The organism is Neomegalonema sp., from assembly GCF_028688855.1.
Classification (GTDB): domain Bacteria; phylum Pseudomonadota; class Alphaproteobacteria; order Rhodobacterales; family Rhodobacteraceae; genus Neomegalonema.
In genome coordinates this window covers 178,439-202,985 of the sequence record NZ_JAQTXI010000006.1, presented here as the reverse complement: position 1 = coordinate 202,985, position 24,547 = coordinate 178,439, and the positions used below count along the sequence as shown (strand labels likewise).

The 24,547-nt window shown below is 68.2% G+C and carries 22 protein-coding genes; 3 read left to right on the top strand and 19 right to left on the bottom strand.

Features of this window, described 5'->3' with window-relative positions:
- Positions 1-122 precede the first annotated feature (122 nt).
- The gene (locus PHN62_RS06825) at positions 123-506 is read right to left on the bottom strand and encodes a hypothetical protein (RefSeq protein ID WP_300148138.1); all 384 of its coding nucleotides are present in this window, start codon (positions 504-506) and stop codon (positions 123-125) included.
- Positions 507-886: 380 nt separating this feature from the next.
- Positions 887-2,686, bottom strand: coding sequence for a translation elongation factor 4 (gene lepA, locus PHN62_RS06820; RefSeq protein ID WP_300148135.1), 1,800 nt, complete (start codon positions 2,684-2,686; stop codon positions 887-889).
- A gap of 122 nt (positions 2,687-2,808) precedes the next feature.
- Between lepA and PHN62_RS06815 the strand changes: the two genes are divergently transcribed.
- On the top strand, positions 2,809-3,258 hold the full coding sequence (locus tag PHN62_RS06815; RefSeq protein WP_300148132.1) for a PaaI family thioesterase: 450 nt from the start codon (positions 2,809-2,811) through the stop codon (positions 3,256-3,258).
- Here PHN62_RS06815 and gpt read toward each other — a convergent pair.
- Complete coding sequence (gpt, locus tag PHN62_RS06810; RefSeq protein WP_300148129.1) at positions 3,255-3,746, bottom strand: xanthine phosphoribosyltransferase; 492 nt, start codon at positions 3,744-3,746, stop codon at positions 3,255-3,257. The genes PHN62_RS06815 and gpt overlap by 4 nt on opposite strands.
- 328 nt (positions 3,747-4,074) lie before the next feature.
- Here gpt and mscL point away from each other — a divergent pair, with 328 nt between their 5' ends.
- Positions 4,075-4,497, top strand: a complete 423-nt coding sequence (gene mscL / locus PHN62_RS06805) for a large conductance mechanosensitive channel protein MscL (RefSeq protein WP_300148126.1) — start codon at positions 4,075-4,077, stop codon at positions 4,495-4,497.
- A 90-nt stretch (positions 4,498-4,587) separates the two neighbouring features.
- On the opposite strand, the gene PHN62_RS06800 is transcribed toward mscL, so the two are convergent.
- The 3 genes from PHN62_RS06800 to PHN62_RS06790 all read right to left on the bottom strand — a co-directional run bounded on the left by PHN62_RS06800 (position 4,588) and on the right by PHN62_RS06790 (position 6,915).
- Entirely contained in the window at positions 4,588-5,022 is a 435-nt protein-coding gene (locus PHN62_RS06800; protein ID WP_300148123.1) for a hypothetical protein, read from the bottom strand.
- Between the two features lie 294 nt (positions 5,023-5,316).
- On the bottom strand, positions 5,317-5,874 hold the full coding sequence (locus tag PHN62_RS06795; RefSeq protein ID WP_300148120.1) for an NADPH-dependent FMN reductase: 558 nt from the start codon (positions 5,872-5,874) through the stop codon (positions 5,317-5,319).
- 84 nt (positions 5,875-5,958) lie between these two features.
- The gene (locus PHN62_RS06790) at positions 5,959-6,915 is read right to left on the bottom strand and encodes a ring-cleaving dioxygenase (protein WP_300148118.1); all 957 of its coding nucleotides are present in this window, start codon (positions 6,913-6,915) and stop codon (positions 5,959-5,961) included.
- Between the two features lie 230 nt (positions 6,916-7,145).
- On the opposite strand from PHN62_RS06790, the gene PHN62_RS06785 reads away from it, so the two are divergent.
- Positions 7,146-7,979, top strand: coding sequence for an aldo/keto reductase (locus tag PHN62_RS06785; RefSeq protein ID WP_300148115.1), 834 nt, complete (start codon positions 7,146-7,148; stop codon positions 7,977-7,979).
- A 33-nt stretch (positions 7,980-8,012) separates the two neighbouring features.
- Here the strand turns inward: PHN62_RS06785 and PHN62_RS06780 are convergent, their stop codons facing one another.
- The 13 genes from PHN62_RS06780 to dxs all read right to left on the bottom strand — a co-directional run bounded on the left by PHN62_RS06780 (position 8,013) and on the right by dxs (position 24,489).
- Complete coding sequence (locus PHN62_RS06780; RefSeq protein WP_300148112.1) at positions 8,013-8,375, bottom strand: hypothetical protein; 363 nt, start codon at positions 8,373-8,375, stop codon at positions 8,013-8,015.
- Between the two features lie 82 nt (positions 8,376-8,457).
- The gene (locus tag PHN62_RS06775; RefSeq protein WP_018633265.1) at positions 8,458-8,712 is read right to left on the bottom strand and encodes a DUF2312 domain-containing protein; all 255 of its coding nucleotides are present in this window, start codon (positions 8,710-8,712) and stop codon (positions 8,458-8,460) included.
- A gap of 114 nt (positions 8,713-8,826) precedes the next feature.
- A complete protein-coding gene (locus PHN62_RS06770; RefSeq protein ID WP_300148175.1) occupies positions 8,827-11,082 on the bottom strand; it encodes an NADP-dependent malic enzyme in 2,256 nt (751 codons plus the stop codon).
- Between the two features lie 222 nt (positions 11,083-11,304).
- Entirely contained in the window at positions 11,305-12,336 is a 1,032-nt protein-coding gene (gene argC, locus PHN62_RS06765) for an N-acetyl-gamma-glutamyl-phosphate reductase (protein WP_300148108.1), read from the bottom strand.
- A 113-nt stretch (positions 12,337-12,449) separates the two neighbouring features.
- Positions 12,450-13,775 carry a Tol-Pal system beta propeller repeat protein TolB gene (gene tolB / locus PHN62_RS06760; protein WP_367187004.1) on the bottom strand — a complete coding sequence of 442 codons (1,326 nt, stop codon included), beginning with the start codon at positions 13,773-13,775 and terminating at the stop codon, positions 12,450-12,452.
- A complete protein-coding gene (locus tag PHN62_RS06755; RefSeq protein ID WP_300148103.1) occupies positions 13,772-15,805 on the bottom strand; it encodes a hypothetical protein in 2,034 nt (677 codons plus the stop codon). The genes tolB and PHN62_RS06755 overlap by 4 nt, the downstream gene beginning before the upstream one ends.
- Positions 15,806-15,845: 40 nt before the next feature.
- On the bottom strand, positions 15,846-16,373 hold the full coding sequence (locus tag PHN62_RS06750; protein ID WP_300148100.1) for an ExbD/TolR family protein: 528 nt from the start codon (positions 16,371-16,373) through the stop codon (positions 15,846-15,848).
- A gap of 1 nt (position 16,374) precedes the next feature.
- Complete coding sequence (gene tolQ / locus PHN62_RS06745; RefSeq protein ID WP_300148098.1) at positions 16,375-17,058, bottom strand: protein TolQ; 684 nt, start codon at positions 17,056-17,058, stop codon at positions 16,375-16,377.
- A gap of 96 nt (positions 17,059-17,154) precedes the next feature.
- Positions 17,155-17,622, bottom strand: a complete 468-nt coding sequence (gene ybgC, locus PHN62_RS06740) for a tol-pal system-associated acyl-CoA thioesterase (protein WP_300148096.1) — start codon at positions 17,620-17,622, stop codon at positions 17,155-17,157.
- A 74-nt stretch (positions 17,623-17,696) separates the two neighbouring features.
- Positions 17,697-20,672, bottom strand: a complete 2,976-nt coding sequence (secA, locus tag PHN62_RS06735) for a preprotein translocase subunit SecA (RefSeq protein ID WP_300148093.1) — start codon at positions 20,670-20,672, stop codon at positions 17,697-17,699.
- Between the two features lie 281 nt (positions 20,673-20,953).
- Positions 20,954-21,880: a restriction endonuclease gene (locus PHN62_RS06730; protein WP_300148090.1), complete on the bottom strand. Its 927-nt coding sequence runs from the start codon at positions 21,878-21,880 to the stop codon at positions 20,954-20,956.
- 55 nt (positions 21,881-21,935) lie between these two features.
- Entirely contained in the window at positions 21,936-22,463 is a 528-nt protein-coding gene (locus tag PHN62_RS06725; protein WP_300148087.1) for a hypothetical protein, read from the bottom strand.
- Positions 22,464-22,557: 94 nt separating this feature from the next.
- Positions 22,558-24,489, bottom strand: a complete 1,932-nt coding sequence (gene dxs / locus PHN62_RS06720) for a 1-deoxy-D-xylulose-5-phosphate synthase (protein WP_300148172.1) — start codon at positions 24,487-24,489, stop codon at positions 22,558-22,560.
- Positions 24,490-24,547: the final 58 nt, after the last annotated feature.

The following is a 24,547-nucleotide window of genomic DNA, read 5'->3' as shown; positions in this document are numbered from 1 at the left end:
GCTTCAAGAGATTCGGGATCGGACGGGGGCGCCTCATGCGCTTCTCCTCGGCGGCTGCTCGCGGAGAAGTTAAGGCCCAAGCGCTGAAGGAATCGTAAGCCCCCGAAAAGGCTGCGCCGCGCTCAGTTCAGCGAGGCGCGCACCTCGACCAGACGCGCCTCGTAAAGCTCGGCGAGGCATTGCGTGAAGGCGAGGTCGAAATCCGCGGCCTGCTCGGCGCGTCCGGCGCAATCGTTCTGGACGCGGGCCATCCACTGGATCTGGTCGTTCTCGACCGCGAAGGAATCGGGCGCCCTGCGGGCGCGCAGTTCGGTCCGGCGCTCGGAGACGGCCGCGACGAGCGCCCGCTCGGAGTTCACGAGCGCCATCTGCACGCAGAGCCCGGCGTCTCCGCCCTGACAGCGCGCCTCCCAGGATTCCGCCGCCGCAGGCGGCGCGCCCGGAGCCGCCAGAGCCCCGAGGCTCAGAACGGCCGCAGCCAGCTTGCGCAAAAATCCATCGCCCATGTCCGCCTCCCTTCTCTGCCGCGCCCGCCCGTCAGGGGCGGACATCCTTTCATGAACCATGGAGGAATTATGGCGAGGATCCAGGCCGCTGGATAGTGGCCGCGCAAGCTCACAAGGCGTGTCAATATGGAAAATCAGCCGATTGCGCTTGATTTTTTCCGACAAGCTTAGACGTTTTTCTGCGTAAGACCGCCGCAGGGAGGCCCTCGGGCCCGGCGTTCCGCAATGCAACCGAATCGGGTGCGGCGCAATGACGCTCGCCGGAGAGGACGTCGCGCCCCACGGCAAAAGGCGCCCGCAGGCGCCTTCCCTCCTCCCCGAACCCCTTTCGCGCGACCGGATCCCGCTGAATCCGGCGATCCCGCGCAGCCGGATCGCGCTCAGTCGTCGATCTTGAGCGCGTTGATGAAGGCTTCCTGCGGGATGTCCACCTTGCCGAACTGACGCATGCGCTTCTTGCCCTCCTTCTGCTTGTCGAGCAATTTGCGCTTGCGGGTGATGTCGCCGCCGTAGCACTTCGCGAGCACGTCCTTGCGCAGGGCGCGAATCGTTTCGCGGGCGATGATGCGTCCGCCGATGGCCGCCTGGACCGGCACCTGGAACATGTGCGGCGGGATCAGCTCCTTGAGCTTCTCGCACATGCCGCGCCCCCGGCGCTCGGCCTGGGAGCGGTGGACGATCACCGAAAGGGCGTCCACGGGCTCGGCGTTGACGAGGATCTGCATCTTCACGAGATCCCCCTCTTCATAGCCGTCCATGCCGTAATCGAAGCTGGCGTAGCCCTTGGTGGCCGATTTCAGCTTGTCGTAGAAATCGATCACCACCTCGGAGAGCGGCAGGCGATAGGTCGCCATCGCGCGGGTTCCGGCGTAGGTCAGATTGATCTGAACCCCGCGCCGGTCCTGACAGAGCTTCAGCACCGAGCCGAGATATTCGTCGGGCACCATGATGGTGGCCTTGATCCAGGGCTCTTCGATGAATTCGATCTTCATGACGTCCGGCATGTCGGCCGGATTATGCATCTCGATGATCTCGCCGTCGCGCATGTGGAGCTTGTAGACCACCGAAGGCGCGGTGGTGATCAGGTCGAGGTCGTATTCGCGCTCCAGACGCTCGCGGATGATCTCCAGATGCAGCAGACCCAGGAAGCCGCAGCGGAAGCCGAAGCCCAGAGCCGCCGAAGTCTCCATCTCGTAGCTGAAGCTGGAATCGTTGAGCGCCAGCTTCTCGATGGCGTCGCGCATGTGCTCGAAATCGGCGGCGTCCACGGGGAACATGCCGCAGAAGACCACCGGCAGAGAAGGCTTGAAGCCCGCCAGAGGCGCCGCCGCCGGACGGCGCTCCTCGGTGATGGTGTCGCCGACGCGGGTGTCGCGCACGAGCTTGATGGCGGCGGTGAAGAAGCCGATCTCGCCGGGGCCGAGCTCGTCCATCATCTCCATCTTGGGCCGGAAGACGCCCAGACGCTCGACATGGTAATTCGCGTTGGTCGAGATCAGCTTGATCTTCATGCCCTTGCGGATCACGCCGTCCATCACGCGGAAGAGCACCACCACGCCGAGATAGGCGTCATACCACGAATCGACCAGCAGAGCCTTGAGCGGCGCCTCGCGGTCGCCCTTGGGCGGCGGCAGACGCGTCACGATGGCTTCGAGCACCTGATCGATGTTCAGCCCGGTCTTGGCGGAGATGCCGATGGCCTCGGCGGCGTCGATTCCGATGACGTCCTCGATCTGCTCCTTGACGCGGTCCGGCTCGGCGGCGGGCAGGTCGATCTTGTTGAGCACCGGCACGATCTCGTGTCCGGCGTCGATGGCCTGATAGACGTTGGCGAGGGTCTGGGCCTCGACGCCCTGGCTGGCGTCCACGACCAGAAGCGAGCCCTCGACGGCCTTCATCGAGCGCGAGACCTCGTAGGAGAAATCCACGTGGCCGGGCGTGTCGATGAGGTTGAGCACGTAGTCGCGCCCGTCTTTCGCCTTGTAGTCGAGCCGCACGGTCTGGGCCTTGATCGTGATGCCCCGCTCTTTCTCGATGTCCATGTTGTCGAGCATCTGCTCGGACATGTCGCGCTCGGCCACCGCCCCGGTCAGCTGGATGAGCCGGTCGGCGAGCGTGGATTTGCCATGGTCGATGTGCGCGACGATGGAGAAATTGCGGATCTGCGAAAGCTCTGTCATGCGCGCGCTTATGCTGTGGCGCGCGAGCGCCGTCAAGCGGGCGCCTGAGGCCGCGAGAAGCTTCTTCGCAGGGCGCGGAGTCCCGGCTACGCTGGCGGCCGTCCAGGAGGAAGGAGGCCCCCATGAAGCCGCAGACCGGAGACCCCGTCGCGCCGCAGATCGAAGCCGATCTCAAGGCGAGCTTCGCGCGTCAGGGGCTGATGCGCCACCTCGGGGCGGAGCTGATCGAGGCGCGTTACGGGCTCGCGCGGATCTCGCTGCCCTTCCGGCCCGAGCTGACCCAGCAGCATGGCTATTTCCATGCGGGCGGCACCTCGGCCGTCGCCGACAGCGCGGGCGGCTACGCCGCCTTCACCACCTTCCCCGAGAACAGCTCCGTGCTGACGGTGGAGTTCAAGATCAACCTGATCAACCCGGCGCAGGGAGAGCGGCTGGAGGCTCTGGGCCGGGTGGTCAAGGCGGGGCGGACGCTGACCATCTGCCAGCTCGAGGTCCACGCCTGCTCCGGAGAGCGCCGCGAGCTGATCGCTCTGGGCCAGCAGACGCTCATCCGGATCGAGGGCGGAGTTTAATCGGTCCCGCGCAGGGGCTTGACGTATTGCGGGACGGTGTCCCAGGGGAAATAGATCCAGGTGTCCTGGCTGACCTCGGTGATGTAGGTGTCCACGAGAGGCCGCCCCTTGGGCTTGGCGTAGACGGTCGCGAAATGCGCCTTGGGATACATGCGCCGCGCCACCTCCAGAGTCTTGCCCGTGTCCACCAGGTCGTCGACGATCAGGATTCCCTCGCCGTCGCCCATGAGCTTCGCGTCCGGCGCCTTCAGAAGCCGCACCTCGGAGCCCTGGCTCTGGTCGCTGTAGGACTTCAGGCCGATGGTGTCCACCACGCGCAGATTCAGTTCGCGCGCCAGGATGCAGGCGGGCACCAGTCCGCCGCGGGTCACGGCCACGATGGCCCGCCATTCCGTCCCGTCCAGACGCCAGGACAAGGCCCGCGAATCGCGGTGGATCTGGTCCCAGGAGACCATGAAGGCTTTCTGCGGATCATAGGGCGCGGACATGTCGGATTCCCCCGGTGGCTCTCGCAAGACGATGCGGATGGGGCGTTTTAAAGCGCGATCCGCGCGCAGGAAAGCGGGAAGCGCGGCCCCGGAGACCTTCCCTTTACGGAACATTCCCTTCTCGGGAGAGCACGCGGAGCGTGATGCGCCTTTCAGGTCCTGTCGCGGCGCAAGTCCGGGAAATTCCGGCCGCGACCTGTCCCAAATCGCCCCGATTTGACGTCGAACGGCGTTGAAGAGGGTTTTTCAGACTCCTAGACTGCGGCGCTCTGGCGAAGGGCGTCGCAGAAGCGGAGCCCCCCGGCTTCGTCCACCAAGGGAGTGCAGAATGGGAATCCTCAGCGAGTTCAGAGAATTCGCCGTCAAGGGCAATGTGATCGACATGGGCGTCGGCATCGTCATCGGCGCGGCCTTCACCTCGATCGTGAACAGCTTCGTCTCCGACATCATCAATCCGCTCATCGGCCTGCTGACCGGCGGAATCGACTTCTCGAACATCTTCATCAACCTCAGCGGACGCGAATTCGCCTCGCTGAAGGAGGCTCAGGCCGCCGGCGCCGCCACGCTGAACATCGGGTTGTTCATCAATGCGGTGATCTCGTTCCTGATCGTCGCCTGGGTGCTCTTCCTGATCATCAAGGGCGTGAACAAGCTGAAGCGTCAGGAGGCCGCCGCTCCGGCCGCGCCGCCCGCGCCCGCCGAGGACGTGGTCCTGCTGCGCGAGATCCGCGACCAGCTCGCCCGCCGCTGAGGCCGCGCCGCCGAGCGCCCGATCCGCAGACGCCCCGCCAGAAGCGGGGCGTCCGTTCTTGTCCCGGATCTCTCCCGACCCGGCGCGCCCTCAGAAGGGCCGGACCTGCGGAAAGCCCGCAGGCTGGGGCGCGGGCCTCTGCTGGAAGGCCGAAGGCGGCAGACGCTCCAGATTCCGCGACAGCATGCCCCAGAAGAACTCGGGCCCCGGATAGCCGACGATCCTGCCGACCTCCTGTCCCTGCTCGACCAGAACGAAGGTCGGGGAATAGACGATGGGCCCCACGTTGAGCCCGCGCGGACGCGGCGCGCTTTTCTGCAGGAAGCGAATCGGCGCGATCTGGCCTTCGCGGGTGCGCGGATAGATCGGCCCGATCTCGCGACGCCATTGCTCGCAATAGATGCAGCCCGGATCCTCGAACATGATCAGCTCGGCCGCCTGGGCCCTGTCCGCCCCGAAGAGCGTCCCCAGAGCCAGAGCCGCGCCCAGGGCCAGGGCTCCCAGCCGTTTTCCGAAATTTCGCATCATCCCTCCGTCAGCGCCTTGCAGGCTCTCGGTTTTCTCGCGGATACGCCGCGATTGAGGCCGTTGCGCGGCGAATCCGCAATCCATCCGGAAGCTTCGCGCGAAAACCCTGCGAAGGCGTCTCCGGCGCTCCGGAGTCCCGAGGCGCGGAGCCTCGCGCCCGAAATCCCGACGCGCATCTTAACCATATCTCAACCATGAAGATCCATAAAGGCCTCACCCCCAAAGTCGAGAATTGAAGGCCCCCCTCTGCAGATTGCGGAGGGGGGCCTTCAGCCTTCCGGAGCCTGCGCCTCAGGCCCGCATCTTCCCGACGAAGCCCGCGAAGCCCTTCAGGAAGTCGCTCAGGCGCCTGACGGTCGCCTCGTCGGTCAGCGTCCCTTCGGCGTCGAAGATCGTCTGGGCGCGCGGGATCGTCACCTGTCCGCCGAACCACATCTGCGCCTCGACGCGCTTGAACACCGGCCGCCAGGCGTCCTGAGCCTGGATCGTGCCGAAATTCCCCATGGAGGCCCCCATCACCGCCACGGGCTTGCCCGCGAAGGGCGAAGGATCGCCCGGATAGACGCGCGAAACCCAGTCCACGGCGTTCTTGACCACGCCGGGAATCGAGGCGTTGTACTCCGGCGAGACGATCAGCAGGCCGTCGGCGGCGCGGATTCCCTCGCGCAGGGCCGTCACGGCGGGCGGAAGCCCCAGAGCCTCCTCGTCGGCGTCGAAGAGCGGCACGCCCCGGATGGTCCCGAGGACCAGCTCGACGCCCTCCGGCGCCGCCCCGACCGCCGCCCGCAACAGGGCCGCGTTGTACGAGCCCTTCCGCAGGCTGCCCGCCACGCCCAGAATCTTGACCACAGGTTTCTCCTCGCGTTTCAGGATCGACAGGACGCCGCCTCCGGAAGCAGGAGGCGGCGCAGGATCCTCCCCGATTCGGGGAGGTCAGTCGATGGGCTTGAGCCGCGCCTCGATCTCCGCGCGGCGGTTCTCCAGGAAGGGCGGCAGCGACAGGCTCTCGCCGAGGCTCTCCAGAGGCTCGTCCACCGCGAAGCCGGGGCCGTCCGTGGCGATCTCGAAGAGATTGCCGCCGGGCTCGCGGAAATAGAGCGAGCGGAAGTAATAGCGCTCCACCTCGCCGCTGGAGGGAACGCGCAATTCCCTCAGACGCGCCGCCCAGGCCTCCAGACCCTCGGCGTCGGGGGTGCGGAAGGCCACGTGATGCACGCCCCCCGCGCCCTGACGCGCCACAGGAAGCCCCGGCTGGACCGCCACATGAAGCTCCTGTTCGGGGCCGGCGGCTTCTCCCATGCCGTAGACATGGACGCGGCCCGCGCCGTCGGGCGAGTCGTATTCGCGCAGCTTCGTCATGTTCATGACCCGGGTCAGGACAAGCCCGGTGTTCTCCAGATCCGGCACGCTGATCGTGATCGCCCCGAGGCCGCGAATCTGATGCGCCGCCGGGACCGGACTCTGCGCCCAGGAATGGGCGGGCGTCCGGGCGCCGTCCACGGTCAGGCGGTAGCGCTGGCCCTCGGGATCCTCGAAGTCCACGGACTGACGCCCGTCGATCAGACGCGCGCGCTCGGCCTTCACCCCGAGATCCGCGAAGCGCGTCGCCCACCAGGCCAGAGCCGCTTCGTCGGCGACGCGCAGGCCCGTCCGGCTGATGGAGCGGGTTCCCCGGCGCTCGGGCGGGGCGGGCCAGTCGAAGAAGGTCAGATCCGTGCCCGGACTCGCCAGGCCGTCGGCGTAGAACAGGTGATAGGCGCTGACGTCGTCCTGATTCACGGTCTTCTTCACGAGCCGCAGCCCGAGGGTTCCGGCGTGGAATCTCCGGTTGGCGCGGGCGTCGGCGGTGATGGCGGTCAGATGATGCACGCCGGTCAGGTGCAGGCTCATGGCGATCTCCCGTGGTCTCTGTCACGAAAACGTTTCGGACGCTGTTGAAAGCCATATCGGGCCTTCCCGGCCGGAAATTGAGCCCCCGGCGCCGAACGGATCGTTCCCGGAGATCGACCAATCGGGGCGGCGGCGGGAATCTCGGGGCTTGCGCCCCGGCCGAAAGGCGTGGATTGAACAGAGGAACGGGCCGGTCCCGGCCCTCCAGAAGCTTTCAGGGAGACGCTCCTATGGACGACGTCCTCACCCGCGGAGCCCGGATTCCGGCGCTCGGCTTCGGCACCTTCCGCATGTCCGGCGCCGAGGTGCTGGAGATCCTGCCTCAGGCGCTCAAGACGGGCTTCCGCCATGTCGACACCGCCCAGGCCTATCGCAACGAGGCCGAAGTGGGCGAAGTGCTCGCCGCCTCCAGCCTCGCGCGCGGCGAAGTCTTCCTGACCACCAAGGTCTGGGTCGAGAATTTCGCGAAGGACCGCTTCCGGGCCTCGGTCGAGGAGAGCCTGAAGCGGCTCCGGACGGATCATGTGGATCTCCTGCTCCTGCACTGGCCGCGCTTCGCCGAAGCCTCGCTGGAGCAGCAGATCGAATCGCTGAACGAAGTCCGGGCGGCGGGGCTCGCCCGGGACGTCGGGATCTCGAATTATTCCAGCGAGCTCATGCGCAGGGCCGACGCGCTTTCGGCGGCGCCTCTGGTCTCCAACCAGGTGGAGTATCACCCCTATCTCGCGCAGAGGGCCGTTCTGGAGCAGGCCCGCGCAGGCGGCGGCTCGATCACCGCCTATTACGCCATGGCCGACGGCCTCGTCCCCAGGGATCCCGAACTCCAGGAGATCGGCGCCAAATACGGCAAGACCGCCGCTCAGGTGGCCTTGCGCTGGCTGGTGCAGCAGCCTCAGGTCGTCGCCCTGACCAAGACCGCCCGCGCGGAGCGTCTGGCCGAGAACTTCGCCGTCTTCGACTTCTCGCTGACGGATCTGGAGATCGCCCGCATCCACGCCCTCGCGAGGACCGGAGGCCGCCTGATCAGCCCGCCGGGACTCGCGCCCGCATGGGACGCCCCCTGAAGACGAACCGCGCCGCCCCCGCAAGGGGCGGCGTCAGCCGCCGCGCCGGATGTCGCGCCCGAGGCTCCAGCGGTCCCGGCGCCGGGGCGCGAGCAGAAAGTCCGTCCATGCGCGCCCGCCGAGCCGCGTCAGAAGCGCCGAGCCCAGAGCGGCCCCGACCGTCGCGACGCGGGAGGCTCTGACCAGGGGAGGCTCCGGCTGAAGCCGCTCCGCCAGAGCGTGGAGGACGAAGACCTGCGCCCCGAACAGCAGAAGCGCGCTCAGGATCGTCAGCGGCAGGAACCAGCGCTCGCCGAAGCCCGGCAGACGCTCCGCCCCGCAGGAGGCGCAGGAGACCGTCGCAGACGAAGCAGGCCCTCCGCAGAAGGGACAGGCCGCCTTGCGGGACCCGCTCATGAGCCCTCCCTCCAAGCGTCGCCTGGCTGAGCCGGGCGGCGCGGCGGAGGCGGAGCAGGCCCCCTCCCCCGCCCGCGCCGGATCACATGCCGAGCGCGGATTTGTAGAGATCGAGGATGGCCTCCTCTTCGGCGCGCTCGTCGGGCTTCTTGGCCCGCAGCCGCACGATGGTGCGGATGGCCTTGGTGTCGAAGCCCCGGCCCTTGGCCTCGGCGTAGACGTCCTTGATGTCGTCGGAGACGGCTTTCTTGTCCTCCTCCAGGCGTTCGATGCGCTCGACGAGCTGGGTCAGCTCCCCGGCGGCGACGCTGGACGTCTGGTCGATCAACTCCGCCATGGCGGCCTCCTTCGACGATCTTCATCCCGCAGGAGGAGCCTTCCGGCTCCTCCATGATCCGAGGAAGGGGCCTTCCGGCCCCTCCATGTCCTTTCCTTAGCGAGGCGAACGAAACTAGTCCAGAGGGGAAGCCGCCAGAATCGCCATGTTCAGGATCTCCGAGACGGTGGCCGTCATGGAGGCGATCTGCGCCGAATGCTCCAGACCCACCAGAATCGGCCCGATCAGCGTGCAGCCGCCGATCTCGCGCAGCATCTTGGCCGCGATGCTCGCGCCGTGGCGGTCGGGGGCGATCAGCACGTTCGCCGGACCCGTCAGGCGGCTGAAGGGATAGGCCGCCATGCCGCTCATGTTCAGCGCCACGTCGGCGGCCATGTCGCCGTCGGCCTCGAAGTCCACCTCGCGGGCGGCGAGGATCTCCGCCGCCTCGCGCATCCGCCGCGAGGGCTCGCCGTCGGGATAGCCGAAGGTCGATTGCGCCAGAAGCGCCACCCGGGGCTCCAGCCCCAGACGCCGCGCCAGCCAGGCCGCCGATTCCGAGATGTTCGCCAGATCCTCGGCGCTGGGGGCGTCATGGGTCACGGTGTCGGCGATGAGCACCGTCCGCCCGCGCGCCAGAAGGATCGAGACCCCCACCGGAGGCTTGCCGTGATAGCCGTCGATGGCCCGCTGGATGGCGTCGAGCGCCACGGCGGTCTTGCGCGTCAGGCCCGTGACCATGCCGTCGGCGTCGCCCAGAGCCACCATCGCCGCGCTGAAGATGTTGCGGTCCTGCTGGATCATGCGCTGGCAATCGCGATGCAGGAAGCCTTTGCGCTGAAGGCGCTTGTAGAGGTACTCGGTGTACTCGGGCACCTTGTCGGAGAGCGCCGCGTTGAGGATGGTGATCTCCTCCTCGGCGCCTTCGAGGCCGACCTTCCCGAGGGTCTCGCGGATGCGCTCCTCGCGGCCGATGAGGATCGCCTCGCCATAGCCGCCCCGCGCATAGGAGATCGCGGCGCGCATCACGCGCTCCTCCTCGCCCTCGGCGAAGACCATGCGCTTGGGATTGACCAGCACGCGCTCGTAGAGCGCCTGAAGCATGGAGGTGGTCGGGTCGAGCCGCGCCTTGAGGCTCTTCTCGTAGGCCTCGATGTCGATGATGGGCCGCCGCGCCACCCCCGACTCCATGGCCGCCACCGCCACCGCCAGAGGAATCCGGCTGATCAGACGCGGATCGAAAGGCGCCGGAATGATGTAGTCCGGGCCATATTGCAGGCGGCGGCCATAGGCGGCGGCCACCTCGTCGGGCACGTCCTCGCGGGCGAGTTCGGCGAGGGCGTTGGCGGCGGCGATCTTCATCTCGTCGTTGATGCTGCGCGCCCGCACGTCCAGAGCGCCCCGGAAGATATAGGGGAAGCCCAGCACGTTGTTGACCTGATTGGGATAATCGGAGCGCCCGGTGGCCACGATGGCGTCGGGGCGCACTTCATGGGCCTCCTCCGGGGTGATCTCGGGATCCGGATTCGCCATGGCGAAGACGATGGGATTGCGCGCCATGCTCTTGAGCATCGCCCCGCTCAGCGCCCCCTTGGCCGAAACGCCGAGGAAGACGTCCGCGCCCTCCATGGCGTCGGCGAGGCTGCGCGCTGAGGTCTCGATGGCGTGGGCCGACTTCCACTGGTTCATCCCTTCGAGGCGGCCCCGATAGACCACGCCCTTGGTGTCGCAGATGATGCAGTTCTCGGGACGCGCGCCCATGGCCTTGACCAGCTCGATGCAGGCCAGACCCGCCGCCCCCGCGCCGTTGAGGACGATCCGCACGTCCTCGATCTTCTTGCGGGCGATGTGCAGGGCGTTGATGAGGCCCGCCGCGCAGATGATCGCGGTGCCGTGCTGGTCGTCATGGAAGACGGGGATGTCCATCTCCTCGCGCAGGCGCTGCTCGATGATGAAGCATTCCGGAGCCTTGATGTCCTCCAGATTGATCCCGCCGAAGGAAGGCCCCAGAACGCGGATGGCCCGGATCAGCTCCTCGGGGTCATGGGCGTCCACTTCGAGGTCTATGGCGTCCACATCGGCGAAGCGCTTGAAGAGCGCGCATTTGCCCTCCATCACCGGCTTGGAGGCCAGAGCCCCCAGATCGCCCAGACCCAGGATCGCCGTGCCGTTGGAGATCACCGCCACCAGATTGCCCTTGGCGGTGTAGTCGTAGGCGGCGTCGGGATCCTCGGCGATGGCCCGCACCGGAGCCGCCACGCCGGGACTATAGGCCAGCGCGAGGTCGCGCTGCGTGCCCATCGGCTTGGTGACCGTGATCTCCAGCTTGCCGGGACGGCCCATGCTGTGGAAGGCCAGAGCCTCTTCGTCGCTGACGCGCGCGCGCTTCACCATATCCCAAATCCCCCGAAAGCCCCGGACAAGCGCGCTAGAGGCTTTTCGTCTGTTCTGCGAATTTCTGCGAAGCGCGCCGGAGGAGGCACCCTAGAGAGAAAGGATGCGTCGCGCAACGGGGCCTGCGCGCAATTTTCATCCTTTCAGAGGCGCAAAAACGAAAGCCCCGCCGAAACGGGGCTTCGACGGGGCTTCGCAGCCGGTGAAGAGGCCGGATCTTCAGGGGAAAAGCGGCGCCTGCTCCAGACCCATCGACTCGGGCAGGCCGAGCATCAGGTTGGCGTTCTGGAGCGCCTGACCCGAAGAGCCCTTCACGAGGTTGTCGAGCACCGAAACCACGATGCAGCGGCCCGGCAGACGATCCGGCGCCACGCCGATCTTCACGAAGTTCGAGCCGCGCACATGGCGCGTCTGGGGGATCTGGCCCATGGGCAGCACATGGATGAAGAACTCGTCCTTGTAAGCCGCGCTGAGCGCCGCATGGACCGCCCCGGCCTCGCCCTTCAGGTAGATCGTCGCGAGGATGCCCCGGTTCTGCGGCAACAGATGCGGCGTGAAGCTGGCGACCACCTCGCGGCCGACGGCCTTGGTCAGCTCCTGGTCGATCTCGGCCATGTGGCGATGCTTGCCGACGCCATAAGCGGAAAAGCCCTCGGAGACCTCGGTGAAGAGCGAGCCCTCGCGCAGGGCCCGGCCCGCGCCCGAAACGCCGGATTTCGCGTCGATCACGATGTCGTCCGGCGAGGCGGCGCCCGCCTTGAGGATCGGCACCAGCGGAATCAGCGCGGTCGCCACGTAACAGCCGGTGTTGGCGGTCAGACGGGCGGTCCTGATCTTCTCGCGGTAGAATTCCGGCAGGCCGTAGACGGCCTCCTTCTGAAGCTCCAGAGCCTGATGCGGATGGCCATACCATTCCTCATAGGCGGCGGGGTCCTCAAGCCGGAAATCGGCGGAGAGGTCCACGATCTTCACCTGAGGCGGCAGGCCCTTCAGCACCTCCTGCGTGGTGGCGTGGGGCAGACAGCAGAACACCATGTCCACGGCGCTGAAGTCGATGTCCTCGATCTTCACCATCGCCGGAAGATCGAGATGCGCCAGATGCGGAAAGGCCTCCGCGAGGGTCTGGCCCGCCTTGCGGTCCGCCGAGAGCGCCGTCACGCGCATGCGCGGATGCAGCGCCAGAAGACGGACCAGCTCCGCCCCCGTATAGCCGCTGGCGCCCAAAATCGCGACCCTGAACCGCTCCGACATCTCTCTAGCTCCTTCGCAAGGAATGGCGGGGTCATCTAGGCCCATTCCCCGGAAAACGAAAGCCCCCGCGCCGATCTTTTGGAGCGGGGGCCTGAAGAAGCGGCGCGAAGGGCTCAGCGCATCGGAGGGCCCCAGGCCGGATCGGAGGCCGCGCCGGGAGTCGGCACCCGCGAGGCCTGGCCGCCGCGAATGTCCACCTGCCAGAGCTGCGGCGAGGAGCCGGGGCCCTCCTGACGCGTGAACATCAGGCGACGGCCGTTCGGCGCCCAGGTCGGGCTCTCCTCCAGGAAGGAGCTCGTCAGGGTCCGCGCGCCCGAACCGTCGGGGCGCATCACCCCGATGCTGAAGCGCCCGCCCTCCATGCGCGTGAAGGCGATGTAGTCGCCGCGCGGAGACCAGACGGGCGTCGCATGACGCGCCGGGCCGCTGGAGATCCGACGCGCCCCCCCGCCGCCGGCGTCCATCACATAGATCTGCTGGCCGCCCTCGCGATCGGATTCGAAGGCGATCTGGCGTCCGTCCGGGGAATAGCTCGGCGAGGTGTCGAGGCCCCGACCGCTGGTCAGCTGACGCATCCGGCGCGAGCCCACGTCCATCTCGTGGATCTTGGTCTCGCCGTTCTGCGAGATGCTCATCACCACCTTCGAGCCGTCCGGAGAGAAGCGCGGCGCGAAGCTCATGCCCTTGAAGCTGCCGAGGATCTCCTGACGACGCGTCTGGACGTTCAGCAGATAGACCCGCGGCGCCCCCTCGCGATAGGAGATGTAGGTCATGGCCTGCTCGCTCGGGGCGTAGCGCGGCGTGAGGACCAGCTCCGAGCCCGAGGTCAGGTATTCGACGTTGGCGCCGTCGTAATCCATCACCGCCAGCCGCTTGGAGACGCGCGGCGCGCGCCCCGTCTCCTCGACGAAGGCGATGCGGGTCTCGAAATAGCCGGGTTCGCCGGTCAGGCGCTCATAGATGGAATCGGCCACGCGATGCGCCATGCGGCGGGTGGCGTTGGGATCGGCGCGATACTGGAAGCCCGCGAGCTGCTCCTGGGACAGCACGTCCCAGAGGCGGAAGCGGATGGAGAGCCGTCCGTCGCCCTCGTTGATCGCCTCGCCCGTCACCAGAGCGCGGGCGTCGGTGGCCGAGCGGATCTGCTCGAAGAGCGGCGGCGCGTTGAAATTGGGCGCCGCCGTGCGTCCGACGCTCGGGCTCACCGGCTGGAAGACCCCCGAGCCGCCCAGATCCCGCGCCACGATCTCGGCGATCTCGGCGCCGCGCGGGCCGTCGAAGGGCGCGATCAGGATCGGCAGAGGCCGCACCACGCCCTCCTCCAGCGTCAGCATCAGCGGCCCGCGCGCCTGCGCGAAGGCCGGAGAAGCGACGACAAGCGGCGCCGCGATCAGCGCGGCGGCGCAGCCCAGAGCGGAGAAAAGCGAGCGCGCCATCATTGCAAACCCATGTTCTGAGGATTGAAGGTGATCTGCACCTGTCTCCAGGCGTCGTATTTCTGCGGCGGAACGGGCAGAGGCTGACAGCGGGTGTCCAGCAGCGCCTGACGCGCGCTCTCGACCGCGACCCGATATTCGGGCGGCGTCGGCATCGGAGATACCACGCGCACCGAACCCCGGTCCACATACCCATTCGGCTGCAGGCTCGCGGCGAGGGTCACGGAGATCGAGCCGAAGCCGATGGCGGCCGGATCCACGATCCAGCAGCCCTTCAGCGCGTTGAGCATCTGCTGACGCTCGGCGCTGGTCAGCTCCATCGAGGCGCCGCCGTAGCCCGGAGAGCGCACCGCGCCCCCGCCGCCGCTGGCCGCCAGATTGTCGGCCGCCGCGAAGATCCCCGCCAGAGGATCCGCAGCCCCCGCCGGGCCGCCGCCGTAGATCGCGCCCATGCCCTGATCGCCCATCGGCGCCATGGACCGCGAGGTCACGGGCGTGCCGATGGCGGTCTCGAAGCGGCGGGCGAGGTCGGCCTGCTGCTGGTCGCGGGCCATGCGCTCGCGGTCCATCTGGTCGAGGCGCATCTGGTTCTGGCGCTGGGACTCCAGCTCCTGACGGCGGCGCTCCTGGGCCTCGTATTGCAGCCGCGCCTCCTCCTGACGGCGGCGGACGGCGTCCATCTCGGATTGCTGACGCAGGATCTCCTGCTGACGCTGGTGGTCCTGTTCGCGGGCCATCTGTTCGAGGCGCAGCTGATCCTCGCGGAGGCGGCGCTCCTGCTCCTGACGCATCAGCTCCGCCTGACGCACCTGAAGCTCGCGCTGGGCCAGCTCGTCGGCGATGCGGGCCTGCTCCTGCTGACGGCGCAGCAGATCGGCGGCGGCGGCGGCGTCGCGGGCGCGCTGGTCCATCTCGGCCTGAGCGCGGGCGCGGGCCTCGGCTTCGGCGCGGCGGCGGTCCTCTTCGAGCTGCGCGGCGCGCAGACGGGCGCGGCGCTCCTCGTCGAGGCGGCGGCCTTCGGCGGCGGCGCGCTCGCCTTCGAGGCGGGCCATCTCGGCGGAGATGCGGTCCTGCTCCTCCTGCCGCCGACGGGCGGCCTCGGCGGCGCGGCGGTCCTGCTCGGCCTGCTGGCGGCGGGCGTCGTCGGCGATGCGGGCGTCTTCGGCGCGGCGGGCGGCCTCGACCATCTCCTCGACGCGGCGCTGGGCCTCGGCGATCTGGGCGGGCGATTGCTGCGGCTTCTCGCGCGGCATGGGGCTGGCGACCGGTCCCCGGTCCTGGGCGGCGGCGACTTCGGCTTCTTCGGGGGGCGCGTTGGGGGCCTCGGCGGTCGTGACGGGCGAGGAGGGCGCCGGGGTCTCGGGGCGCGGACGCGGCGTCGGCGAGACGCGCGGCGCCTCGGAGACCGCGACCTGAGGCGGAGGCGGCGCGGAGGCCGCAGGAGGCGTCGGGGCCTGAGGCGGCGGCGGCTCCATGGCGAGATCCACCTCGGGAGCGGCCAGATCGGGGCTCGGCGTCGCGAGCTCGGCGGGCTGGGTCACGCTGACCGTGGGCGAGGCGGGCACCAGATCGGCGCGCTCGACCGGTTCGTCCTGGAGGGCGGCCTCGTCGAGTTCGGGGGCGGCGGGCGGCGTCGAGCTGACGCGCACCGGCGGCGCATAGGCCGGAGAGGAAGGCGCAGAAGGCTGCGCAGGCGCAGGCGGGGGCGGAGGCGTCTCCGCCCAGTCCGGCGCGGCGGCGGGAGGGGGCGGCGAATCGCCTTGCGTCGCGGCGGCGGCCGCAGGCGGCGGAGAGGCGGGAGAAGGCGGCGTGTTCATCGCCACCTGCGTCTCCGGGGGCAGGCTGGAGTCGGAGAGGGCGCGGGCGGCGCTGCTCCGCGCCATGAGAGCGTTATACTCCTCGAGGCTCACCACCTCCACCGCCAGAGGCGGGCCGGAGGCCGGGCGATCCAGAGGACGCGGCCGATTCGGGGCGATGGCCGCCAGAATCAGCACGCTGTGCAACACTCCCGACGCGAAGGCGCCTGCGCGCATCTTCAGGCGCTCCTCTCCAGACCACGCGAAGGACGGGCCGTCATGGCGTCGTCCCCGCGGCGGTCGGGGCTGCTGCGGCCGTCTCCCCTGCGGCCGGGCGAGGCCCGGCGCCCGCGTTGGGGGAATCGGTCACGAGCCCGATGTTGCGAAGGCCCCGGGCGTTGAGTTCGCCCATCACCACCATCACGTCTCCGTAGGAGGCGCCCTGATCGGCGCGCATGAAGATGCGCTCCTGATCTCCGCGCTCCTCGACGAGGGCCGCCAGCTGGACCGGCAGATCCTCGCGGGTGACCGGCTCGCCCTGCAGGAAGATTCCGCCTGCGGCGTCGACGTTGATGGTGACGGGGTCCTGGCGCTCGGAGTCGATGGGTCCGGCGGCGGTCTTGGGCAGCTGCACCGGCACGCCCACGGCCATCATCGGCGCCGCCACCATGAACACGATCAGAAGCACCAGCATCACGTCCACGAAGGGCGTCACGTTGATCTCGGACATGGGCGCGCCGCGGCCTCCGCCGCGCCGTCCCCTGCGGCCTCCCGAGGCGCCGCCAGCTTTCAGGGAAGCGCCCATCTCACACCCCCCGACGGTCGAATTCGGTGGAGAGCAGCCCGGTGAAGCGGTCGGCGAACTGCTCGATCCGGCGGCTGAACTTGCCGATCTGACCCGAGAAATAGTTGAAGGCCACCGTGGCCGGAATGGCCGCCAGAAGCCCCAGAGCCGTCGCGCCGAGAGCCTCGGCGATGCCGGGCGCCACCACCGAAAGGCTGGTGTTCTGCGAGACCGCGATGGACTCGAAGCTGTTCTTGATGCCCCAGACCGTGCCGAAGAGCCCCACGAAGGGCGAGATCGCGCCCGTGGTCGCGAGGAAGGTCATCCCCCGCTCCTGGCGCTCGACCTCGCGGTCGATGGCCACGTCCATCGAGAGCGACAGCCGGTCGCGCGAGCCGGGCACAAGGGTTCCGTTCTCGAAGCTGCGGCGCCATTCGTTCATGCCGGTGGAGAAGATGCGCTCCATGGGATTGGCGGGCGCCTTGCCGACCTTGTCGTAGATGTCGTCCAGAGACTGGCCCGACCAGACGATCTTCTCGAAACCGGCCGCCTGGACGCGGGCCGAACGGAGATTCAGCAGCTTCTGGATGATGATCGCCCAGGACCAGAAGGAGGCCATCAGCAGCAGGATCACGACGACCTTGACCACCCAGTGCGCCTGCCAGAAGAGCGCCATCACCGAGAAATCGAGATGAGGGTCCGACATCACATTCGTCCTTTTCTGTGATCGCCGGCGTTCGGCGCGCCGTGCGGGAAGTGGCGCCGCAGCGATTTCTGTGCGGCGATTTTGGCTAAAATACGATTAAGACGGATCCGGCCCATCCGTCAGCGCGGGAAAACCCGCCGCGATCCTCTTGCGGAGGGACTCGGGCAGACGCGCCGCCCGTCCTTCGCGGCCCACCCCCACGCAGACCACGCGCGCCCGCGCCAGGGTCGAATCGCCCCGGCGCGCCTCCTGGAGCATGTCGAGGCTGGCGCCTCCCATGCGCAGGACCACGGTGTCGATGTGGAGAAGGTCGTCGAGACGGCCGGGCGCGAGATAATCGATCTCGATGCGCCGCACCACGAAGAGCAGGCCCTCCGCGCGCAGCAGCTCCGGCTGATCCACCCCGAGCAGACGCAGCGCCTCGGAGCGGCCCCGCTCGAAGAAACGCAGATAGGAGGCGTGATAGATCACGCCTCCCGCGTCGGTGTCCTCGTAGTAGACCCGCAGGGGAAGGCGATGCCTCCCCTCATGGAATCCGCCACCTGTCCGGTCGGCTTCGTCCAAGTCGATCTCCCATTCGCCTGAAGCGGCGCAAGCTTTCCAGCCGAGCGCTGCTTACACAGGGGCGGGAGGGAAAATCAAGTCAGCTTGCCGTGACAGTGCTTGAATCGCAGGCCCGAGCCGCAGGGACATGCGTCGTTGCGCCCCACGTTCTTCAGCAGCTCCGGGTCGATGGGCGCGAGGGTGTCGAGGCCCGCCTCGCCCCGCGGCGCCGCGAGATCCGCCGCCGCCGAGGCCACCCGGGCCCCCGCCGCGCTCAGCCCGAGGCCCGCTCCGCCGTAGCCCGAACCGCCCGTCCGCTGCGGCGCAGAGCCGCGGGCGCCCGAGCCCGGTTCTCCGGCGCGCAGACGCACCATGGTCGCGCCGTAGGGGGTCGGGACCTCGATCTCGACCTCGCCCGACTCGTTGAGGCCATGGGCGGCGATCTGCTCCTGGATGCGGCGTTGGCCTTCCTCGCTCTGGAAGAAGAGCATCACGTAGCTGCGCTTCTGGCGTTCGAGGATCTCGTCCATGCGCATGAGGCGCCTGGTCGAGGCGCCGCGCAGGCGGGTCAGGAGGCCGTCGAAGAGCCCGAAGGCCTCCGACTTGTATTCGTTCAGCGGATCCTTCTGGGCGTAGCCGCGCAGGCCGATCACCTGGCGCAGATAGTCCAGACGCACGAGATGTTCGCGCCATTCCTCGTCGATGGCCGACAGGATGACGTTCTTCTCCTGGGCGCGCATGATCTCGGGGCTGATGCGGGCGGTCTTCTCGGCCGCGAGCTCCTCCACGGCCTTGAGCAGGCGTTCGCGGATCTCCTCGTCGGCCACGCCTTCCTCGGCGGCCCATTGCTCCACGGGGAAGTCGGCGCCGAAGTAGTCCTTCAGCTGGGCGGCGAGGCCCTTGACGTCCCACTGGTCCGCATAGCCGCCCTGGGGGATGTGCGTCGAGACCAGATCCTCGACGAGCGCCTCGCGCATGTCGCTGGCGGTCTCGGAGAGATCCACGGCGTCCATGATCTCGCGGCGCTGGGCGAAGATCGCCTTGCGCTGGTCGTTCATCACGTCGTCGAACTTCAGCAGGTTCTTGCGGATGTCGAAGTTGCGGGCCTCGACCTTGCCCTGGGCGCGCTCGATGGCCTTGTTGACCCAGGGGTGGGTGATGGCCTCGCCGTCCTGGAGCCCCAGCTTCGTCAGCATGTTCTCCATGCGGTCCGAGCCGAAGATGCGCATCAGGTCGTCCTGAAGCGAGAGGAAGAACTTCGAGCGGCCCGGATCGCCCTGACGGCCCGAACGGCCGCGCAGCTGGTTGTCGATGCGGCGGCTCTCGTGGCGCTCGGTGCCGAGCACGAAGAGCCCGCCCGCATCCAGAGCCACCTTCCGGAGGCGCTCCACCTCGGCCTTGATCGCGGCCTCGCGACGGTCGCGCTCGGCGCCTTCGGCCACGCCCGCCAGCTCGTGCTGGATGCGCATCTCGGCGTTGCCGCCGAGCTGGATGTCGGTGCCGCGTCCGGCCATGTTGGTGGCGATGGTCACCGCCCCCGGCACGCCCGCCTGAGCCACGATCTGGGCTTCCTGTTCGTGGAAGCGCGCGTTGAGGATGGCGAAGACCTTGTCGTCCGGCGAGGAGCGGTCGCCGTCGTAGAGGGCCTTGAAGGCGTCGGGATCGGTGTAGTCCTTGACGCGGTAGCCCTTGCCCCGGAGGATCTCGGCCAGCACCTCGGATTTCTCGATGGAGGTGGTGCCGACCAGCGTCGGCTGACCGAGGGCGCGGGCCTTCTCGATCTCCTCGACGATGGCCTCGTATTTCTCGAGGTCGGTGCGATAGACCGCGTCGTCGTCGTCCTTGCGGCGGACGGGGCGGTTGGTGGGCACCTCCAGCACGTCGAGGCCGTAGATCTCCAGGAATTCGCTGGCTTCGGTCAGGGCCGTGCCGGTCATGCCGCCGAGCTTGTCGTAGAGGCGGAAATAGTTCTGGAAGGTGATCGAGGCGAGCGTGTGGTTCTCCGGCTGGATGGTCGCGCGCTCCTTGGCCTCGATGGCCTGATGCAGGCCCTCGGAGTAGCGGCGTCCGTCCATCATGCGGCCGGTGAACTCATCGATGATGATCACCTTGTCGTCACGGACGATGTATTCCTTGTCGCGCGTGAAGAGCTTGTGCGCGCGCAGGGCCTGGTTGATGTGATGGACCAGCGAGATGTTCTCGGGATCGTAGAGCGTCGCGCCCTTCATCAGCCCGGCGGCCCGGGAGGCCTGCTCCAGAGCCTCGTTGCCCTCCTCGGTGAGGACGACGCTGCGGGCCTTCTCGTCGATCTTGTAGGCTTCTTCGGTCAGGGCGGGAATCAGGGCGTCGACGGCCATGTAGAGGCCGCTCGAATCCTCGGCCGGGCCGGAGATGATCAGCGGCGTGCGGGCTTCGTCGATGAGGATCGAGTCCACTTCGTCGACGATGGCGTAGCGGTGGCCGCGCTGGACCATCTCCGCGACGCTGTATTTCATGTTGTCGCGCAGGTAGTCGAAGCCGAGCTCGTTGTTGGTGGCGTAGGTCACGTCGGCGGCGTAGGCGACGCGGCGCTCGTTGTCGTCCATGCCATGGAGGATCACGCCCGTCGTCAGGCCGAGGAAGCGGTAGAGCTGGCCCATCCATTCGGAGTCGCGGCGGGCGAGGTAGTCATTGACCGTCACCACATGGACGCCGCGCCCTTCGAGGGCGTTCAGATAGACCGGCAGGGTCGCCACGAGGGTCTTGCCTTCGCCGGTGCGCATCTCGGGGATCTTGCCCTGATGCAGGATCATGCCGCCCATCAGCTGGACGTCGAAGGGCCGCAGCCCGAGGACGCGCTTCGAGGCTTCGCGCACGGCGGCGAAGGCCTCGGGCAGGATCTGGTCGAGGGTCTCGCCTTTGGCGAGGCGCTCGCGGAAGGCGGGCGTGAGGGCGCGGAGCTCGTCGTCCGGAAGGGCGGCGTATCTGGGCTCCAGCGCGTTGATCTTCTGGACGGTCCCCTGCAGCCGCTTGATCTTGCGGGCGTTGCGGTTGCCGAAAATCGCGCGGGATATCGCGCCGAACCCAAACATGATCTTTCGCCTTTCTGCGCGCGGAGGCGCCCCCGAAACCCGAGTGGCGGGCGACTGCGCCGCGGCCCCTGGGGCGTCGGGCGGAAGGCGGAGCGGAGGCTCCGGAACCCGACGTCTTCGGGGATGTGACGCCTGTCTTCCGACAGGCCGAGACCTCGCGCAAACCCGAAAGAGGCGCGCTGCGGCGGGAGACAGATAAGCGCGGGATGCGGGGATGTCAACGCGGCCACAAGGAGCGCATGCGGCGAGGCGCCCGACCCCGCAGACAGAAGAAGCCGGGCTCAGGCGTCCTCGAAATAATTCAGGTCCAGAGCCTTGAGAACCACCGAACGCTCGACCCGCACGCCCACGCCATGTTCGATCATCAGATCCGCCAGACGGGCCCCGTCGATCAGCACCAGCCGCTTGCCGCCCGCCTTGGGCGTCCGGCGGGCCTCCTCGGTGAAGGAGGAGGTGGTGACGAAGACGCCCTTCGAGACGCCCTGGACGTCCAGGGAGCCGATGAATTCGCGGATCTGCGGCGAGCCGATGGAGACATGAGCCGCATAGCGCTTGGCCTGAAGAAGGATGCGGTCGAGACCGAGCTTGTCCTCGTAGATCTCGCCGTCGATTCCGCCGTCGTTCGTGCGGCCGAGCTGGCGGCCGCTGCTTTCGTCGAAGCCGTAGCCCATGGCCAGCATGAGGTCCACGATCAGCCGCTCGAAGAAGGCGGGCGAGATTTTCTGCAATTGCTCCTGAAGCTGCTCGCGCAGGTCGCGCGACAGAGCCTCTTCGGCCTCGGCGATCCGCTCCTGAGGGGTCTTGCGGATGGCTTCGGCCTCGGCGGGGACGGGATCGGGTTCGACGGGTCGCGAAAAGGGAAGCGGCGCCTCGCTCTGCTTCGCCGCCTTGCTCAATGGCTTCAGGGCCTTGAGGTCGAAGGCGCCCGGATTGCGCTTCAGGAACTCCCGCCCCGCCTGCGTGATGCGGACCACGCCACGCCTCGGGCTCTCCAGCAGATCCGCCTTGATCAGAGACACGCGCGCCCAGTAGGTGCGGTCGTAGATGTAGGTTTCAGAGCTTTTCGGCAGGGTCGCCGCGCGCTCCTTCTCGGTCAGCGCGAAATGATCCGCCATGGCCTGGATCGCATCCCGCATGACCAGTTCTTCATGCTGCGCGGCCAGCCTCAGCAAAGGCGGCATGGTCTGGTCGTAAGTCGGAATCGCCATGAATTTCCCCCAGCCCCGTCCGGAGGCGGAGATTGCTCGCATTCCGGGCGGAAAATCAAGTCGAGGCCTGACGCGCCCGCTCGATCCGCATGAGGGCCTCGGCCTGGCGCTCGCTCAGAGGGCCCTCCGCGACGCCCGCCGCCCGCATCGCCGAAATCAGCTCCGCCCATTCCTTCGGGCCCAGACTCCGCGACAGATTCCGGTCCAGACGGCGCAAGGCCTCCTCGGGCTCGGCCTGAGCCGAAAGCCAGAAGCCGTAAGCCGCCATGTCGCGGGCCTCGTCCTGCCCGACCTGAAACAGATCCTTGGCGGCGGCCGTCAGAACCGCCGTCTGGGCGGCGGTGCGCTCGCCGTCCATGCGCGCCATGCTGGCCATCGCCGCCATCGCCGCAAGACGCGGATCCTCCTCGGCGTCGAGCGGATTCACGCCCGCCTTGCGCCGGAAGCCGAAACGCCGCAAGGCTGAAGCCGCGTCTCCCGCAAGGTCCATCGCCGCCCTGGCGCCTGCGGCCGCGTCGCGGGCGCGCCACATCCAGAAGCCTACGGCGCCCATCGCGCCCAGAACCGCCAGCAGAAATCCCATGGCTTCCTCCTCTCGCAGAAGGCGGAAAGCCATACACCATGAGTTGCGGAAAATCCAGCCGCACGAGGGAGAGGGAAACGGAATTCCCCTGATCTTACGCCCCCTTGGCCCGCAGAAGCCCTCCGCGCGCCTCGATGCGGCCCAGCAGCGCAAGAGCCGCCTCCGCGATCCCGCGCGAATCCAGACCCGCCGCCGCGAGCATCTTCTCCGGCTTGTCGTGGTCGAGGAAGACGTCCGGCAGGACGAGGCTCCGCACCGCCAGAGACCCGTCCAGAAGCCCCGTCCCGCTCAGATGCTGCAGGACATGCGAGCCGAAGCCGCCCACCGCGCCCTCCTCCACGATCAGCAGGGCCTCGTGATGTCGCGCAAGCTGGGTCAGCAAGTCTTCGTCCAGAGGCTTGGCGAAACGCGCGTCGGCCACCGTGACCGAGATCCCCCGCTCCTCCAGAAGCTCCGCCGCCTTGAGCGCGTCGCCGAGCCGCGTCCCCAGCGAGAGGATCGCCAGACGCGCGCCCTCGCGGACCACCCTGCCCTCGCCGATGCGCAGGACCTCGCCGCGCGACGGAAGCTCCACGCCCACGCCCTCGCCGCGCGGATAGCGGAAGGCCGAAGGACGGTCGTCGATCTCGGCCGCCGTGCGGATCATGCGCATCAGCTCCGCCTCGTCGGAAGGCGCCATCACCACGAAGCCCGGAAGATTGCTCAGATAGGCGAGGTCGAAGCTGCCCGCATGGGTCGCGCCGTCGGCGCCCACCAGGCCCGCGCGGTCGATGGCGAAGCGCACCGGAAGGCTCTGGATCGCCACGTCATGCACGATCTGGTCGTAGCCGCGCTGCAGGAAGGTCGAGTAGATCGCGCAGAAGGGGCGCATCCCCGCCGCCGCCAGACCCGCCGCGAAGGTCACGGCGTGCTGTTCGGCGATGCCCACGTCATAGGTGCGCTTCGGGAAGGCCTGCTGGAAGAGGTCCAGCCCCGTGCCCGAGGGCATGGCCGCCGTGATCGCCACCACGCGCGGATCGGCCTCGGCCTCGCGGATCAGGCCTTGCGCGAAGACGCTGGTGTAGCTCGGGGCGTTGGACTTCGCCTTGTCCTGCTCGCCGGTGATCACGTTGAACCGCGCCACGCCGTGATATTTGTCGGCCGAGGCCTCGGCGGGCGCGTAGCCCTTGCCCTTCTGGGTCACGGCGTGCAGCAGGATCGGCCCCTCGCCCCGGTCGCGCAGATTGCGCAGCACAGGAAGCAGATGGTCCAGATCATGCCCGTCCACCGGGCCGATGTAGCAGAAACCCAGCTCCTCGAAGAGCGTGCCGCCCACGGCCATGCCCTTGGCGTATTCCTCGAGGCGCTTGGCGCGGGTGCGCATGGCCTTCGGCAGGCGCCGGGCGATCTGCTTGACCATCCCCCGCACCGACTTGTAGGCCCCGCCCGACCACAGACGCGCCAGATAGGCCGACATCCCTCCCACCGGCGGCGCGATGGACATGTTGTTGTCGTTGAGCACCACGATCAGCCGCGAATTCAGTTCGGCGGCGTTGTTCATCGCCTCGTAGGCCATGCCCGCCGACATGGCGCCGTCGCCGATCACGGCGATCACATGGCCGGGCTCTCCGCGCAGGTCGCGCGCCGCCGCGAAGCCGAGCCCCGCCGAAATCGAGGTCGAGGAATGCGCCGCGCCGAAGGGGTCGTATTCGCTTTCGGCCCGTCTGGTGAAGCCCGAGAGCCCTCCGCCCTGGCGCAGCGACCGGATGCGGTCGCGGCGGCCGGTCAGGATCTTGTGCGGATAGGCCTGATGCCCGACGTCCCAGATGATCCTGTCGCGCGGGGCGTCGAAGACCGCATGCAGCGCCACGGTCAGCTCCACCACCCCGAGGCCCGCCCCCAGATGCCCGCCCGTGACCGAAACCGCCGAAATGGTCTCGGCGCGGAGCTCGTCCGCCAGCTGGCGCAATTCGGCGTCGGACAGGCTCTTGAGCGCCTCAGGCGTGGCGATCCGGTCAAGGAGGGGCGTCTCGGGGCGTTGGGGCAGGCTCATCGAGCGTTTCCTGTCTTGGGCGCAAGCGGGCGGGCGGAGGGGAGTCCCAAAA

Excerpts from the sequence above, each read along its gene's own strand:
- PHN62_RS06790 (WP_300148118.1), bottom strand. The coding sequence starts at position 6,915 with ATGAGCCTGCACCTGACCGGCGTGCATCATCTGACCGCCATCACCGCC.
- PHN62_RS06725 (WP_300148087.1), bottom strand. The coding sequence starts at position 22,463 with ATGGGATTTCTGCTGGCGGTTCTGGGCGCGATGGGCGCCGTAGGCTTC.
- gpt (WP_300148129.1), bottom strand. The coding sequence starts at position 3,746 with ATGTCCGCGCCCTATGATCCGCAGAAAGCCTTCATGGTCTCCTGGGAC.
- PHN62_RS06800 (WP_300148123.1), bottom strand. The coding sequence starts at position 5,022 with ATGCGAAATTTCGGAAAACGGCTGGGAGCCCTGGCCCTGGGCGCGGCT.
- PHN62_RS06815 (WP_300148132.1), top strand. The coding sequence starts at position 2,809 with ATGAAGCCGCAGACCGGAGACCCCGTCGCGCCGCAGATCGAAGCCGAT.
- PHN62_RS06730 (WP_300148090.1), bottom strand. The coding sequence starts at position 21,880 with ATGGCGATTCCGACTTACGACCAGACCATGCCGCCTTTGCTGAGGCTG.
- PHN62_RS06780 (WP_300148112.1), bottom strand. The coding sequence starts at position 8,375 with ATGAGCGGGTCCCGCAAGGCGGCCTGTCCCTTCTGCGGAGGGCCTGCT.
- PHN62_RS06825 (WP_300148138.1), bottom strand. The coding sequence starts at position 506 with ATGGGCGATGGATTTTTGCGCAAGCTGGCTGCGGCCGTTCTGAGCCTC.
- mscL (WP_300148126.1), top strand. The coding sequence starts at position 4,075 with ATGGGAATCCTCAGCGAGTTCAGAGAATTCGCCGTCAAGGGCAATGTG.
- PHN62_RS06750 (WP_300148100.1), bottom strand. The coding sequence starts at position 16,373 with ATGGGCGCTTCCCTGAAAGCTGGCGGCGCCTCGGGAGGCCGCAGGGGA.
- tolQ (WP_300148098.1), bottom strand. The coding sequence starts at position 17,058 with ATGTCGGACCCTCATCTCGATTTCTCGGTGATGGCGCTCTTCTGGCAG.
- PHN62_RS06775 (WP_018633265.1), bottom strand. The coding sequence starts at position 8,712 with ATGGCGGAGTTGATCGACCAGACGTCCAGCGTCGCCGCCGGGGAGCTG.
- PHN62_RS06755 (WP_300148103.1), bottom strand. The coding sequence starts at position 15,805 with ATGCGCGCAGGCGCCTTCGCGTCGGGAGTGTTGCACAGCGTGCTGATT.
- tolB (WP_367187004.1), bottom strand. The coding sequence starts at position 13,775 with ATGATGGCGCGCTCGCTTTTCTCCGCTCTGGGCTGCGCCGCCGCGCTG.
- lepA (WP_300148135.1), bottom strand. The coding sequence starts at position 2,686 with ATGACAGAGCTTTCGCAGATCCGCAATTTCTCCATCGTCGCGCACATC.
- PHN62_RS06785 (WP_300148115.1), top strand. The coding sequence starts at position 7,146 with ATGGACGACGTCCTCACCCGCGGAGCCCGGATTCCGGCGCTCGGCTTC.
- secA (WP_300148093.1), bottom strand. The coding sequence starts at position 20,672 with ATGTTTGGGTTCGGCGCGATATCCCGCGCGATTTTCGGCAACCGCAAC.
- argC (WP_300148108.1), bottom strand. The coding sequence starts at position 12,336 with ATGTCGGAGCGGTTCAGGGTCGCGATTTTGGGCGCCAGCGGCTATACG.